The sequence below is a fragment of the Akkermansia sp. N21169 genome, from assembly GCF_029854675.1.
Taxonomy (GTDB): domain Bacteria; phylum Verrucomicrobiota; class Verrucomicrobiia; order Verrucomicrobiales; family Akkermansiaceae; genus Akkermansia.
On sequence record NZ_JARWNC010000037.1, the window covers coordinates 119,819 to 134,821 of the forward strand.

The 15,003-nt window shown below is 51.9% G+C and carries 12 protein-coding genes, 1 pseudogene and 1 riboswitch; of the genes and pseudogenes, 12 read left to right on the forward strand and 1 reads right to left on the reverse strand.

Annotation, left to right across the window (positions count from 1 at the left end):
- Positions 1 to 19: 19 nt before the first annotated feature.
- From QET40_RS06230 to QET40_RS06265, 8 genes and pseudogenes are all read left to right on the forward strand, one after another.
- On the forward strand, positions 20 to 1,249 hold the full coding sequence (locus QET40_RS06230; RefSeq protein WP_280126313.1) for a LamG domain-containing protein: 1,230 nt from the start codon (positions 20 to 22) through the stop codon (positions 1,247 to 1,249).
- 180 nt (positions 1,250 to 1,429) lie between these two features.
- The gene (locus QET40_RS06235) at positions 1,430 to 2,425 is read left to right on the forward strand and encodes a LamG-like jellyroll fold domain-containing protein (protein ID WP_280126314.1); all 996 of its coding nucleotides are present in this window, start codon (positions 1,430 to 1,432) and stop codon (positions 2,423 to 2,425) included.
- 216 nt (positions 2,426 to 2,641) lie between these two features.
- Positions 2,642 to 2,768: riboswitch (cobalamin riboswitch) on the forward strand.
- A 230-nt stretch (positions 2,769 to 2,998) separates the two neighbouring features.
- Positions 2,999 to 5,314 (forward strand): annotated as a pseudogene (locus QET40_RS06240) (ribonucleoside triphosphate reductase); the annotation flags it as partial.
- 112 nt (positions 5,315 to 5,426) lie between these two features.
- The gene (locus tag QET40_RS06245) at positions 5,427 to 6,152 is read left to right on the forward strand and encodes an anaerobic ribonucleoside-triphosphate reductase activating protein (protein WP_280126315.1); all 726 of its coding nucleotides are present in this window, start codon (positions 5,427 to 5,429) and stop codon (positions 6,150 to 6,152) included.
- An 81-nt stretch (positions 6,153 to 6,233) separates the two neighbouring features.
- On the forward strand, positions 6,234 to 7,838 hold the full coding sequence (locus QET40_RS06250; protein WP_280126316.1) for an aspartate:alanine exchanger family transporter: 1,605 nt from the start codon (positions 6,234 to 6,236) through the stop codon (positions 7,836 to 7,838).
- A 217-nt stretch (positions 7,839 to 8,055) separates the two neighbouring features.
- Positions 8,056 to 8,880: a 1,4-dihydroxy-2-naphthoyl-CoA synthase gene (menB, locus tag QET40_RS06255; protein ID WP_280126317.1), complete on the forward strand. Its 825-nt coding sequence runs from the start codon at positions 8,056 to 8,058 to the stop codon at positions 8,878 to 8,880.
- 32 nt (positions 8,881 to 8,912) lie between these two features.
- On the forward strand, positions 8,913 to 9,680 hold the full coding sequence (locus QET40_RS06260; protein WP_280126318.1) for a hypothetical protein: 768 nt from the start codon (positions 8,913 to 8,915) through the stop codon (positions 9,678 to 9,680).
- A gap of 51 nt (positions 9,681 to 9,731) precedes the next feature.
- On the forward strand, positions 9,732 to 10,127 hold the full coding sequence (locus QET40_RS06265) for a hypothetical protein (protein ID WP_280126319.1): 396 nt from the start codon (positions 9,732 to 9,734) through the stop codon (positions 10,125 to 10,127).
- Between the two features lie 157 nt (positions 10,128 to 10,284).
- On the opposite strand, the gene QET40_RS06270 is transcribed toward QET40_RS06265, so the two are convergent.
- On the reverse strand, positions 10,285 to 11,331 hold the full coding sequence (locus QET40_RS06270) for a tyrosine-type recombinase/integrase (protein ID WP_280126320.1): 1,047 nt from the start codon (positions 11,329 to 11,331) through the stop codon (positions 10,285 to 10,287).
- A gap of 364 nt (positions 11,332 to 11,695) precedes the next feature.
- Between QET40_RS06270 and QET40_RS06275 the strand changes: the two genes are divergently transcribed.
- The 4 genes from QET40_RS06275 (at position 11,696) to QET40_RS06290 (ending at position 14,973) form a co-directional block, all read left to right on the forward strand.
- Complete coding sequence (locus QET40_RS06275) at positions 11,696 to 12,106, forward strand: 5-(carboxyamino)imidazole ribonucleotide mutase (protein ID WP_280126321.1); 411 nt, start codon at positions 11,696 to 11,698, stop codon at positions 12,104 to 12,106.
- Between the two features lie 55 nt (positions 12,107 to 12,161).
- On the forward strand, positions 12,162 to 12,695 hold the full coding sequence (gene pyrR, locus QET40_RS06280; protein WP_280126322.1) for a bifunctional pyr operon transcriptional regulator/uracil phosphoribosyltransferase PyrR: 534 nt from the start codon (positions 12,162 to 12,164) through the stop codon (positions 12,693 to 12,695).
- A 66-nt stretch (positions 12,696 to 12,761) separates the two neighbouring features.
- Positions 12,762 to 13,688, forward strand: coding sequence for an aspartate carbamoyltransferase catalytic subunit (locus QET40_RS06285; protein ID WP_280126323.1), 927 nt, complete (start codon positions 12,762 to 12,764; stop codon positions 13,686 to 13,688).
- A 13-nt stretch (positions 13,689 to 13,701) separates the two neighbouring features.
- The gene (locus QET40_RS06290; protein WP_280126324.1) at positions 13,702 to 14,973 is read left to right on the forward strand and encodes a dihydroorotase; all 1,272 of its coding nucleotides are present in this window, start codon (positions 13,702 to 13,704) and stop codon (positions 14,971 to 14,973) included.
- The last annotated feature ends 30 nt before the right edge of the window (positions 14,974 to 15,003 follow it).

Below are 15,003 nucleotides of genomic sequence, written 5' to 3' on the forward strand. Positions count from 1 at the left end.
CTCAAATTGTTTTCCCATTATGAAACTACCTCTTACCAATATTCTCTTTTATGGAGTTGCCGTATTCACTCTACCGTCCATGGCAGGAATTCAAAATGGGTTGACTTCGTATTATGAATTTGAAGGCAATTTCAAAAATACACTCACAAACAAAGACATGCCCGATTTGTTCACAGCCCGTATCGGAAATCATCCCGGAAAATTCGGACAAGGCATGGGAAAGGGAGACATCTTAAGATCAAACACTGGAAGAACGGATACAACACTTTATCCCGGTACTGGAGACTGGACGTTATCAGCATGGTTCAGCGTCAGTGGTAACCAATCGGCACGCACCGGAAGCTGTATTGTATCCTGCGGGGCAACTTTAGGAGCATCCGCATCTTATGGAGGAGCAGGAGGCTGGTCCATATGGCTTGCCAACAACAACCGTGTCCAACTTTATTATGCTGTGGAAACAGCAAGATCCCGAACATTGGCTTTGGACGTTGACGTTAGTGACATATGGGCAGAACCAACTGAAAATAAACCAGCGTGGAACAACGTCATTATCACGAGAAAGAAAACAATTTTGGCTCTCTACATCAATGGAAAGCATATGGGTAATGCCCAATTGCCTCCACAAGCCGACATCAAACCCGGAAAAGACGAGTGGTTCCGGGAATTTTCTCCCAATTTTCATTTCCGAAATTCCAACCATAACATTGATGCAAACGTCGCATTCATTGCCAATAACGGACTGGATGATATGGCAACATGGAATCGAAGCCTGACAGAAAAAGAAATAGCGTCAATCAATGCTCGGAAAGGACAAAGTATCAAATATCTGTTGGAATACTCGAATAATACCATGCCTTTTTTTGATCAATTCGAAAATTTGTACTCTATAGAAATGAGTAAACTGGAAAACAAGTATGTTGCCTCCTTAAAAAAACTCCAGCAGAATTATGTAAAAAATAAGGATTTCGCATCAGTTTCCCTCATCCAGAAAATACTCAAAGAACCAAATGTTCCTCCTCAAATAGATGAACTTCCAAAAAACATATTACATTTTGTCAAAGAATATACTAATCAGAAACATCAAATTAAAGAACAGATTAAGCATTCATATTTGAAAAAACTTCAACAGATTCAAGCCCAATGTGCTAAAAAACAACAATTGGAAAAAATTATCGAAATTCAAAAAGCAATCAAATTCGTCAATCAAACATCCCCTTCCGAACTCTTTACGGATACGAACGAGGAATAAGAATTTTCTTAAGGCAAGTTAAAATATGAACACATGTTTAATCCTATGATTGATTTAGCGAAACGATTTTTCATCATCTTTATTTTACTCTTTGCCATAGCGATATCCGATGCTGCGGTAACCGTTTATTCATGGAAATACACACCGGAAGGAGCACACATTAACGCAACTGGATGGGATATGACCTTCACATACAAACCCGGTGACGATTATGCTAGTTTTGGCGCCGGCACTATACCGTTTCATACAAAATTGACCGACTTCCCCGCTAATTTTACTGTCAGCTTCGACGTAAAAAGCCTCTCCTGTGCCAACTCGAATGGGAAAACGCTTCTGAGCTTGTATTCCAATAATAATTACTACAGTTCCGATACTCATTCTCTCCAATTGCAATTCAACGACCAAGGGAAACTTTATTTCTACAATATGATCAATGGCGCCGTGTCCTTTGGAGGAGAAGAAACCGGAAATGTCAAATTCATCGATACTGGTTTGACCAGTCAGGATCTTCAGTCGGACAAATGGATCAAATTCTGCATCGTTTCCGATTTGTCCGCACATACTCTTTCCATCTACGTCAACGGTTCCATGGCTGGTTCCATCACAAACTGGAACCCGAAACATCCGGCCCTTACTGGCGCCCAGTTCGGTCAAGCATTCGGAAAAGTCCATACCATGAGCGGCACGATAAAAATCAACAACGTCAATTTCTACAACGATGCCGTTCCGCCAGGTTCTCTCTTCGCCGACATGCCGCTCATGCCGGAGTTCTCAAAAATGTTCCATTCGCGCAGTGACATCCTGAGAAACAAATACATCGCTTCTCTCCAGAAAATTCAGCAAAAGTACGTCAAGAAACAGGACTTCGCCACCGTTACACTGATCCAGAATATCGTCAAATCTCCTGATTCTCCGGTCAAGGAAGAAAAGCTTCCCCGGGAAGTTCTCCGCCTTGCCACGGCCTACACAATTCAGAAAGAGCAACAGGGAGAACAAATCAAGAAGGCTTATTTGAAAACAATTCTCCAGCAACAAGCCCAATATGCTCAGAAGAAGCAATTCGACAAAACCGTCGAAATCCAAAAAATAATAAAAACAATTGAGGACACGGAGCCTTCCCTTCTCTTTTTCAAGACGCCATCGAAAGAGGACTCTGCTGTACCGAACAAGCGTTGACCCATTTGAAGTGAATTTTCATCCCTATCCTACGCCCGAATTATCCGGTTGTTCATACTTCGATAAAACCGCCAAATGCGCCTCACACAATTCAAGTCAGGTTTTCTCTATAAACTACAATATATTGTATGCATGATAATATTTACATACAAAATGAGAAAATTCTCTTGCATCCTCGCGCTTGATTGATGTAGAAACCGCTCCAGCACAGGTAACGGAAGACGGTGAAAATCCGTCGCGGACGCGCCGCTGTAACCGGTTGATCCCGGAGTGGACACTGCTCCCGAGAGGAAGTGGGAAGTTCATCCCGAAAAACATGGTCAAGAACCGGAAGCCAGAAGACGACCTGGGCAACCATAGTATCACCATCTCGCGAAAGGATGCGCGTACGAATCGGAATTCCGGCAACCGGTCGGCAAAGGCAATCTGAATGGATCCTCCAAGCTATCCCCACCTCCGCAATTCTTTTTTGTATTTGTTTTCTTTTGTACCCGCCCCATCCCCTTCCCGGGGATGTCGTGTGTACATGCCGCGCGATGCGTCTCTTACGCCACCTTCAAATATCTGCGCCGCATGGTCTCCACAATCATCAAAAGAAACGGTAAATCCGAGAGCTTCCAAGGATACAAGATCGAGGAAGCAATCCGGAAAGCCTTCCACAGTTCCGGGACAAAATATGACGATTTCGTCTATGTCCGAGTCCTCGCATCGCTGGGTTCCCGTGAATCCGTGACCGTAGAAGAAGTCCAGGATCTGATCGAACGAACCTTGTTCAAGTGCGGATGTTTCGAGACGGCTCGTTCTTTTATCACCTACCGTTTCCTGCACAAGATGCAGCGAGAACAAATAGGAGGCATTTACCACGGCAATACTTATGTCGATTGCAAACAAACCGTTGAAGAATACATCGGACGGACGGACTGGCGCATCGCGGCCAACTCCAACACGACCTATTCCAATGCCGGCCTGATCAACAATACCGCCGGCAAGGTCATTGCCAATTACTGGCTCGACCAAGTGTACTCGGAAGAGGAAGGAGCAGCCCATCGCAACGGTGACTACCATATCCACGATCTGGATTGTTTGACAGGCTATTGTGCCGGCTGGAGCCTGCGGAATCTTCTCAACGAAGGGTTCAACGGCGTCCGTTCACGAGTGAACAGCCGCCCCCCGAAACATCTGAAGGAAGCTCTCGGACAAATGGCAAACTTCCTGGGAATCCTCCAAAGCGAATGGGCGGGAGCCCAGGCTTTCAGCTCCTTCGATACCTTCCTGGCTCCCTATGTCTTCAAAGATCAACCCTCGTTCCAGGTCTTGAAAAAAGCCATACGGGGATTCGTTTACAACCTGAACGTGCCATCTCGCTGGGGACAGTCTCCCTTCACCAATGTAACCATCGACTGGACGGTACCCCGTGACTTGCGCGAACAAGTCCCCTTCAGCGGAGGTAAACACCTGCTTGAAGGAATCAACGATCCCCGGCTTGACGCTCTTGCCCGGGAACGAGGGGCTGAATCTCCGGAGAAGATGACGTTCAAACATTTCCAGCCTGAAATGGACCTGATTAACAAAGCTTTCTACGAAGTCCTCACGGAAGGGGACAGCACCGGACAACCGTTCACCTTTCCCATCCCTACCGTCAACATCACGGAAGATTTCGACTGGGACAACCCCAATGTCCCCCTACTCTTCGAAAATGCCGCCAAGATAGGTTCTTCCTATTTCCAGAACTTCATCGGCAGTCAATATACCCGTGACGAAAACGGCAATAAAATTCCCGATGAACGCGCCTACAAACCCGATGCCGTAAGATCCATGTGCTGCCGCCTGCAGCTCGACCTGAGAGAACTGCTCAAGCGCGGAGGAGGCCTGTTCGGCTCTGCGGAAATGACGGGCTCCATCGGCGTCGTCACTATCAACCTGGCCCGCCTCGGCTACCTCTACAAGCAAAACAGGGAAAACCTCTTCAAACACCTTTCCCGGCTCATGGAACTGGCCAAATCCACTCTGGAAAAAAAACGCACATTCATTCAGGAACTCTATGACCGCGGACTCTATCCCTATACCCGGCGCTATCTGCCCGGATTCCGCAACCATTTCTCCACCATCGGCGTCAACGGAATGAATGAACTCCTGAGGAATTTCTCCAACGATACCATGGACATCAGCACCGGCCAAGGCATTGCCATGGCCCGGGAAATCCTGGAATTCATGCGGGATAAAATACGCCTCTTCCAAGAGGAAACCGGCAACCTCTACAACCTGGAAGCAACCCCGGCCGAAGGCACCACGCACCGCTTCGCCCGCGAAGATGCCAAGCGCTATCCGGATATTATCCAGCAAGGCCCCGTCGGGAAACGGTACTACTCGAACAGTTCCCAACTTCCCGCCAATTTCACGTCCGACCTCTTCCAGGCCCTCACCCTCCAGGATGACCTCCAATGCTGCTACACGGGAGGCACCGTCTTTCATATGTACATGAATGAAGGAATCAGCTCCCCCGAAGCCTGCCGAGACCTCGTTCGCAAAGTACTCACCAACTTCCGCCTCCCCTACCTGACGGTTACCCCCCTCTTCTCGGTATGCTCCCGCCACGGATACCTGCAAGGGGAACACGAATACTGCCCCTACTGCGACGAAGAAATCCTGGCCAGGCATGCATCGGACACTGCCGATACCTTGGACTGAATCCCTCCTCCGATCCAATTCCCCCTTACCCCTAACCCAAAAACAATCACCATCATGAAACAAGAAGAAATACTAGCCCTCCACACGGAAGAACGCACCCGCTGCACAGTTTACACCCGAGTCATGGGCTATCACCGCCCCGTGGAAACATTCAATGCCGGCAAACAGGGAGAATTCCACGACAGAAAGCACTTCCTGGAACCCATCCCACAACCGGATACCTGTTCCTGCCAATCTACCAGGAACGCCCAAAGCGCCTAATTCCCACCAATCATCCCTTTTCCCGCACATAACCGTATCGTTATTGGGAGGCATGCATCAGGGCATTGAGGACATTACTCCGCTCACCCTTCTGGACTACCCGGGGAAGGCGGCCTGCATCCTGTGGTTCGGCGGCTGCAACATGCGCTGCCGGTACTGCTACAACGCAGACCTGGCGAAAGGCTGTAAGGCGAAGGCAGCCTTTCCCAGCCATCTCCGGGAAAAATCTCTGGAAGAATTCCTGAAGACACGTGCAGGATTCCTCGACGGAGTCGTCCTATCGGGCGGAGAATGTTCTCTCTGCCCTGATCTTCCGGAAATATGCCGGCTTGCTCAATCCCTCGGATACGAGGTGAAAATGGATACAAACGGTACCCGCCCCGACACCGTTCGATTCCTTGTCGAACAGGGCCTTGTCAACTACATTGCCCTGGATTACAAAGCTCCGTCCGACGAGTTTGCCAACATCACCGGCGGATGTTCCGCAAACTTGTTCGCCGCTTTCGGCAAAACGTTGCAGTATTTAATCGGCAGCGAATTCCCCTTTGAAGTCCGAACGACAGTCCATCCTGACCTCCTTGATGAAAAGGCCGTCGGCAGAATCATCAAGGATCTGGCGGCACGCGGTTACCGCGGTACATATTATCTCCAGCATTACTTCCATACGGATCATAATATGGATCAGCTGGAACGTCCTGTCAGGCCATTCGATCCCGGAAAGCTTCCCGGAAACATTCCGGTCGTATTACGCCATTTCAAGACAGAGCCGGACAAATAGTCTTGAAAATACAATTCAAGTATCATTTCTTGTCCCCCCTCCACTTCTCTCCATCATTCCTATCTTTCCTAATCACTTCCTATGGACCAAATCCTCCACCAACCACTCATAGTCCTGTTCGGAATCATCTTTCTGGGGATTGCCTTGGGCAGCATCCAAATCAAAGGGCTTTCCCTGGGGCTCTCAGGAGTTCTGTTTGCTGCGCTGCTGGCTGGTCACCATGGTTTGAAAATCCCCGGAGGAGTCGGTTCCCTCGGTCTGGCCCTCTTTGTGTATTGCGTCGGGTTGAGTGCAGGCAACCGCTTCTTCTCATCCCTGGCCAAACAGGGAAGCAAACTGGCTATTCTCTCCGCTATTATCGTTGGCGCAGGAGCCATCGTCACCTGCCTTTTCGGTAAATTGCTCGGTGTTCCCGGCGGCATATCATCCGGTATTTTTGCCGGAGCCTGTACCAGCACGCCAGCCTTGGCGGCCGCTTCGGAAGTCATGTCGACGGTAACCGGACAATCGTCCGGCGTCAGTATCGGCTACGGCATTGCATATCCCTTCGGCGTAGTCGGAGTCGTCCTGTTCGTACAACTCATTCCCCGTTTGTTCAAATTCAACCTTACGGAAGAAGCCCGCAACTTCAAAGGAGGCTCCAATGGCAGCATTGCCACCAAGCTCATCCGCGTTACGCGTGAAGATCTGAACGGCACCAATATCTCCACTTGCCGGATCATGGATAAAATCCACTGCCGCATTACTCGCATTGTTAAAGACAACCGCCTCTTCCCCCTGACACCCCGGGACGAATTCCACCCCGGTGTGGAAATCCTGGTCGTCGGTACAAAAAAAGACCTTCGCATGGCTGCCGATTACCTCGGTGAAATGTGCGACAACCCCTACGCGATCGATACCGACCACGAACGCCGGGAACTCATCCTGACCTCGCCGTCCTATGCCGGGAAAACCATCAAGGAACTGGATCTCCTCAGCAACGATAGCATCATCATTTCCCGCATCTCCCGGCTCGGCTTCACTTTTATCCCGACGGGAAGTACCATTCTCCAAAGAAACGACGTACTGACTGTCGTCGGAACTTCTGAAAAAATCGATCAATACGCCCAGAAGATCGGTCACCGCAGCAGTGCCATCAATGCCACCGACATCATGTCCCTCGCATTCGGACTTTGCGCCGGCATCATCCTCGGAATGGTCGAAGTCGGCTTGCCCGGCGGGGCCTCTATTTCCCTGGGTACGGCAGGAGGTCCCCTCATCGTTGCCCTGATCATGGGGCACTTCGGCAAATTCGGGCCGTTCGTCGGATACATCCCCCGCCCGTCCCGGGTGCTCCTGCAGGACCTGGGGCTCGTCTTCTTCCTGGCGGACGCCGGAATCAAAGGCGGCGCCGACCTCGTTGTCACCGTCCAGCAATACGGGATAACGGTCTTCCTGATGGGCATGCTCGTCACCTGCATCCCCATGTTCCTGGCCTACGTCATCGGCATGCGGTACTTCAAGATGAACATTCTGGAATGCCTGGGCGGCATCTGCGGCGGTATGACGTCAACTCCCGCTCTGGGAGCCATCGCCAGCAAGACGGATTCCCAGGCCCCGGTCGTCAGCTATGCCACGGCCTACCCCGTCGCTCTGATTCTGATGACGCTGGGAGCCAAGACTATCATCAGCGTGCTGGGCGCCTAAATCCGTTACACCTCTTTTCCCTCTCCGATGCTTTTTCACCTGTTTCAGGGAAAAGCATCGGAGCGTTTTTTCCTGGTGCGCCTTTCATGAATCGTTGTGACAAAAAGCGAACGTCTATGGACGTATTCCGTATCGGGGAAAACATCCTGCTCCCGCCATGATATCCTGATTTTATGCTTCACTTTGGAAAGCGTAACTTTACAATCCCACCACAGGTATGAGTACAGAATGGATCAAGGTTAAAGATTACACGGATATCAAATACGAGACGACCGATCACGGCGCCATTGCCAAAATCACCATCAACAGACCGGAAGTCCGCAACGCATTCCGCCCCCAGACTGTCAAGGAACTGCTCAATGCTTTCAACCTGGCTCATGAAGATCCCAAAGTCGGCGTCATCATCCTGACCGGAGAAGGCCCGCTCGCCTTCTGTTCCGGAGGAGACCAAAAGGTACGAGGCGATGCCGGCTACGTCGGTGATGATGGAGTTCCCCGTTTGAACATCCTTGATGTCCAGCGCACCATCCGCACCATCCCCAAACCCGTAGTTGCCATGGTAGCCGGCTATGCCGTCGGAGGCGGACATGTCCTGCATGTCGTCTGTGACTTGACGATTGCTGCGGACAACGCCCAATTCGGTCAGACCGGCCCCCGTGTCGGTTCATTTGACGGAGGATTGGGTTCCTCATACCTCGCCCGCATTGTCGGGCAAAAAAAAGCCCGTGAAATCTGGTATCTCTGTCGCATGTACAATGCTCAGCAGGCATTGGACATGGGGCTGGTCAATACGGTTGTCCCGTTGGATCAACTGGAAGAAGAAACCCTCTCCTGGTGCCGTCAGATGCTTCAGCACAGCCCAATGTCCCTTCGTTGCCTGAAGGCTTGCATGAATGCCGACTGCGACGGGCAAATGGGCTTGCTTGACCTTGCCGGCAACGCCACACTCCTCTACTATATGAGCGAAGAAGCCCAGGAAGGCCGTGATGCCTACGTCCAGAAACGGAAACCCGACTTCAGCAAATTCCCCCGCCTGCCCTGACCGGCAGTTGTATCGATTCAGGAGCTCTCCATATGGGACTATTCCGCAACAAGAAAGACAAAAACAAGCAGCATCCGCGCCGCAACGGTGTGGAAGAAGGCTTGTACGGTAAAGACGACGACGATGAAGAAATGGAAGAAGAACGTCCTGTACGGACTCCTTTTTCCCTTCTGGGCAATCTGATCTTCATCTTCACACTGTCCATCATTCTCGGTATCGGCTGGGTCGTGTACCAAACGTGGCTCCCCCAGGACCTCTCCGACTTGCCGGGCTACCGCCAGGCAGACGTCGCCCCCAATATCCCGGAACTCCTCCGCCAAGCTAACAAAAAAAATGCAGCCCTGACCCTGACGGAAAGCGACGTAAACCGGTACCTTGCCTCAACGTTGAAGGCATCGCAAAACGGTATCCTCTCCCCCTTGGCCCGTCCTAACGGCGTCGGCATCCGTTTCCATGACAACTACATGGAAATCATCATCGAACGCCGTATCGGCATCAGCACCTTGCAAACCGTCTCCATGTACATCACCATCGTGCAGGAAGTTGCAGGCAATTCCTCTCTGCCCGTCACTCGGCTGGAATTCTGCGACTCGGCTGAAAAAAACAACGTTGTCAGCCGTGGAGGCACCCTGGGACGCCTCGTCGTTCCACAAGGCTACATGATCTTCCTGCGCCCCTCTTTTGAAAACCTGGCACATGCCTACAAGGATATTCTGGATTCCATTGTCGATAGCGGCAAAATCATCCGCATTTCCGAAGGCCGTGTAGATTTACTCCCCCTACCCCAGCAAACATTCTGATTTTCCCGGTCTGCATTTGAACGTTACACTCTCTCCAAGACTCATTCTACCATGAACCTGCGGTTTTTTTCTTTTCTGCTTCTTCCGCTCTGTGCCGGACTGTCGTCATGCGTCAGCTACTGGTATGACCACCTGAGCCCCAAACCGGAATACGTCGGTGACAAACCGGCCACAGTCATCCCTTATGAAGGAACCCAGCAACACGTCAAACTACTGCCTGTCGATCCCTATGAACTGCCCGCTTCTTCCGAACTTTCTACTCGAAAAATTGATTACGCAGGAGACCAAATTCCCTATGGCCTGGAATCCGGGTACCGCAATTGCGTCCATTCCCCCTATCAGCCCTACCGCAGACTGGATACGACCGGTATGAAACCCGGACAAAAAGTAATCGATCCCTACGACGGCAAAGTCTTCTATCTCCCGAACGACATAAATATCTTTTAACAAATCCGAGAGGTATCCCCCGGGACAGCCCTTCTCCCTTTAAAAAGTAAAAAATGACCGGTAACGCTTCCTGCAGCGTTACCGGTCATTTTTATGGCCAATTCCCGCTCAGGTATCAGCCATGGAGGAGCCTACACATAGTCGGCAACCTTTCAATTTATTCCATATTCCAAAATTCCTCTGCGTTTTTTGCACTGATTCCGCTCATATTGAGATAGCGGGTTCTCAGCAACAGTGAGGAATGATGACCCATCTCCATCTGGAGGGAGTCAAGGCTCTTGAAATGCTTGGCATGGTAAGATGCGAACGTATGCCTCAGGCAATCCTGAAGCCAGGGACGCTGCCCCTTTTCCGTTCCCCATCCGGCCAATGCACGCATCCTCTTCCATCGTTTAGGCCAAAGGACGGGACAGATCTTCTGATCGGGGTTGCCGGTCGGGAATTTGGCAAGCCAGCGCCTCAGTACAGGATAGAGGGTCACATGACGCATCCCTCCGGTCTTACTGTGATTGGGCATGATATGCACCACGCCGTCCTTCAAGTCCAGTTCCTTCCAACGGAGGCGCTCCACTTCCCGGGGGCGGATCCCGGCATAGAGCATCAATCCGAAAGCCGGCGCACATAAGCCGGATTCCTCATCTGCAAGGGCTACATTCCTCAATTGAAGAATCTCATCGATCGAAAGAGCCCGTATCTGCCGCTCATATACGACAGGCACGTCCACCCGGTCGATCGGATTGTCCGCGCACCAACCTCTTTTCTGGGACAATGTAAAAATCCCATTCATAATCACGCGGGCCTTGAACTTCTGGCGCGTTGTGGTAAACGCCTTGTCCAAATATTCCTGGCATTCCTCCGGGGTCATGGCACTGATATGTCTCCTTTTAATTTCAGGACACGAACGCATCAGCGTCCCCATCACGTAGCGGATATCCCGCACCGTTCGCGAACGCCGGTGGCTTTTAGCTTCTATTGTCGCTTGAAGAGCCTTGTCAAACGTAACTGTTTTTTCAAGTCGCCTAAGGGCATCCGCCCCCATGGCTATACCTTTTCTTGCTCGACGTAGTTTATTGCCTCGTCCACCGCATTCCCGCAGCAGATCCAAGGCAAGTAATACTGCATCCAGAAGCTTGACGCCGCTTCCGTCCAACAGGGCGGCTGCGATGTCCTTTTCACTGTGTCTCATTTCTGTGTTTTGTTGCATGTATCGGTTAAGTTGGAGAGGCATGTATTCTCATATGTGACAATTCAAATTTCAATTTTCAAAGCTTCAAGACAAGAATGGTTATTATAAATTTTGACATCGAGTCTTTCTGTGAGACTGCAAAATCCAAAATCATTCACTAATTTGCAAATATAATCTTGAATTGGAATAATTATATAAATATATTTCCCGTTTTATCGAATATTTTTCCTATAATAAGGAAATATTCAAATAAGCCACATGTCCGATACGAACTTCTCCCCGGAAACAACCTCCGGGAAAATACCCTGACTCCGTTCTTGCCAGAATGCCCCAATCGTGGAATAACTCATCCAGACCCCATCCACTCAACCTTATTTGTACAATGAAAGTCATCGTGATCTACGGAAGCGCCAACGACAAACCCTTCATGGAACCCGCACGCGTCTACTTCGACGAGCAACATGTCTCTTACGAGGAAACGGTTCTTTCCGCGCACAGAGATCTTCCCGAACTCATGCAGTACCTTCAAGATCTTGAAAACAGCGGAGAAAAAGCTGTTATTCTAGCCGTAGCCGGCCTTTCCGCAGCCCTTCCGGGAGTCGTCGTCATGAGTTGTTCCCTACCCGTTATCGGCGTACCGGTTCCCGGCGGCCCCCTGAACGGCATCGACGCTCTGCTGGCTATTTCACAAGTGCCCGGCGGAGTTCCCTGCACGACGGTCGGACTTCACAAGAAGGCTCCCGTCAACGCTGCCATGGCTGCACACCGCATTCTCAAACTGGCCGCCAAATAAAGGCCTTTCAATCTCCCCACCCCGGCATTGCCGGGATCATCCATCCACTCCAGCCATGAAACACATCACTGAACCGATTCTGGACGAGGAAGGCATACGGCTGGCTCTCACCCGAATAGCCATGGGCATTGCTGCCCGCAACAACGGGGAGCCGTTGGGCATCGTCGGCCTTCTCAGCCGGGGAGACGTCCTGGCCATGCGCCTGGCGACCATGATCCGTGAACTCGGCGTCGACACCATGTGCGGCGCCATTGACATTTCACTCTACCGGGACGACATCTACAAGCTCGAAGCAAAACCTGCTTTGCGTTCGTCCAACCTGTCCTTTTCGACTGACGACATGCGCATCGTCCTGGTCGATGATGTCTTGAACACGGGCCGGACCATTCGTGCAGCTCTCAACGCCATCTTCGACTATGGCCGTCCGGCCCGCATCGAACTGGCCTGCCTGATTGATCGAAGCGGACGGGAAGTCCCCATCCAGCCTGACTACGTCGGTCACCAAATGGACAACACGGACGATAAAGTCATCGTCAAACTCCAGGAAATCGACGACATCGACGTTGTCTTTCTTCAATCCAGGGCCTAATCATAGGCCCTTTTTCATATCCGCATCCCAAGGTTTTCCCAGAAATACATTCTTCCTCTACCGACAATGAATCCACGCAAGGATCTACTAAACATATCCTCCCTGAGCGACGAAGAAATTGCGACTCTCCTTGAATCGGCCATGCCGATGAAAGAACTGTTCACCAAAAGCGTCAAAAAAGTACCCGCCCTCAAAGGGAAATCCGTGCTCACCCTGTTCTACGAACCGAGCACTCGCACGCACTCCTCATTTGAAGTCGCCGCGGAACGCCTCTCGGCCGATGTCACAAGCTTCACAGTATCCACCTCATCCGTCGTCAAGGGAGAATCCGTCCACGACACGATCGCAACCCTCCAGTCCATGAAAATGGACTATATCATCGTGCGCCACTACAACAGCGGCCTCCCCGCCGTGATCGCCCGTGCTACCAACGCCAGTGTCATCAATGCCGGGGACGGCGCCCACGCCCATCCCACCCAGGCTCTGCTGGACGCCTTCACCATCCGCGAGGCCTCCGGCAGCATCGCCGGAAGGAAAATCGTCATCATCGGAGACATCCTCCACTCCCGCGTAGCACGTTCCACCTCCCTCATCTTGAAAAGGCTGGGCGCCCAGGTCGCCTATCTGGGGCCGGGTTCGCTCGTACCTCCGACAGCCCATTCCGGCATACCGATCTTCAAAACATTCGACGAGGCCTTTGCCTGGAAACCTGATTTCATCTACCTCCTCCGCGTCCAGAAGGAACGCCAGGACGCTCCCTTCTTCCCCAGCTCGCGCGAGTACAACAAAATCTACGGCGTCACGGAAGAACGCCTGGAACGCATCGCCGGCGAAGGCATGTACATCATGCACCCCGGTCCCGTCAACCGCGGCGTGGAAATCTGCGATGCCGCGATGGAGTACGAACGCTGCCTCATCAACACGCAGGTAGAAAACGGCATCGCCTGCCGCATGTCCGTCCTCTACCACCTTTGCCCCCAAACCCAACACTGAGCCCTTTCTTTCCATGAGCACCTATTTCATTCGCAATGCTTGCGTCGCAACGACAGGAGACAAAATCGACATGACGGTTGCCGGAGGCATGATCGAAAGCATCTCTCCCGCCGGTTCCCAGACCGCCCCTTCAGGAGCCTCGCTCGTTGATGCCGGCGGATCCCTCGTTCTTCCCGGCCTCTTTGACTTGCACGCCCATCTCGGACAGCCCGGCTACGAAAACCGCGAACGTATCGCCACCGCTACCGCCGCAGCCCTGCACGGCGGAGTCACCGGTCTCCAGGCCATGCCGGATACTTCCCCCGTCATGGACAATTCCGCACAAATCCAATCCTTGCTGGAATTGTGCCAGGAACAATCCCCCGTAACAGTCATCCCGACCGGATGCATCACCAAAGGAGCTGAAGGAAAAGAACAGGTCTCTTACGATTCCCTGAGAGCCAAAGGCGTCCAGTTCATCACCGATGCGGACCATGTTCCGTCCAACATGCTCCTTCTCTACCGAGCCATGCAGTATGCAGCCCCCCTGGGCATCACCTTCGCCCTACGCGGAGACGTACCGGCTCTGACCGCCAAAGGAGTCATGCACCCCTCTCCCACTTCATACCGCCTCGGCCTGGCCGGTTCTCCCGTCTGTGCAGAAGAAATCGGCATCGACACGATCATCCGCCTGGCCGCCGCTACGGAGGCCTCCCTCCATATCCAGACCGTCTCGACCGCCGGAGGAGCCGAAGCCATCCGCCAATGGAAAAAAGAACGTCCGAACCTGAGCGCGGAAGTCGCTCTCCATCATCTTCTTTTTACCCATGAAAACGTTGGAGACTACGACACGACCTACAAAACTCTTCCTCCCCTCCGCGACCAAAAGGACAAAGACGCCCTGATCGCCGCTCTTCAGGACGGCACCATCGACTGCATCGTCTCCGACCACACCCCGGCTACCCCGTTCGAGAAAAAGCAGGACTTCTGCGTCGCTCCCCACGGAATGGCCCTTCTGGATACCTTCCTGCCCGCATTATATGCCCATCTGGTCAAACCCGGTCTCCTCACCTGGCATCAGATCGTCACACTCTGTTGTGACACCCCCCGGAAGCTCATGCACCTCCCCAACGCCACTCTGGAAGCAGGCGTCAGCGCGGACTTCGTTCTCTTCAATCCCGACGAAAACACCGTCGTTACGGAAGACTTTCTCAAGAGTCGTTCCCGCAACACCCCCTTCCTCGGGCAAACCATTCCCGGTAAAGTCCAGGCTGTCTTCGTCAACGGCAAAGCGCACCTGTTCTAAAACCGGATCACATTTCCCGTCTGAGGGTGT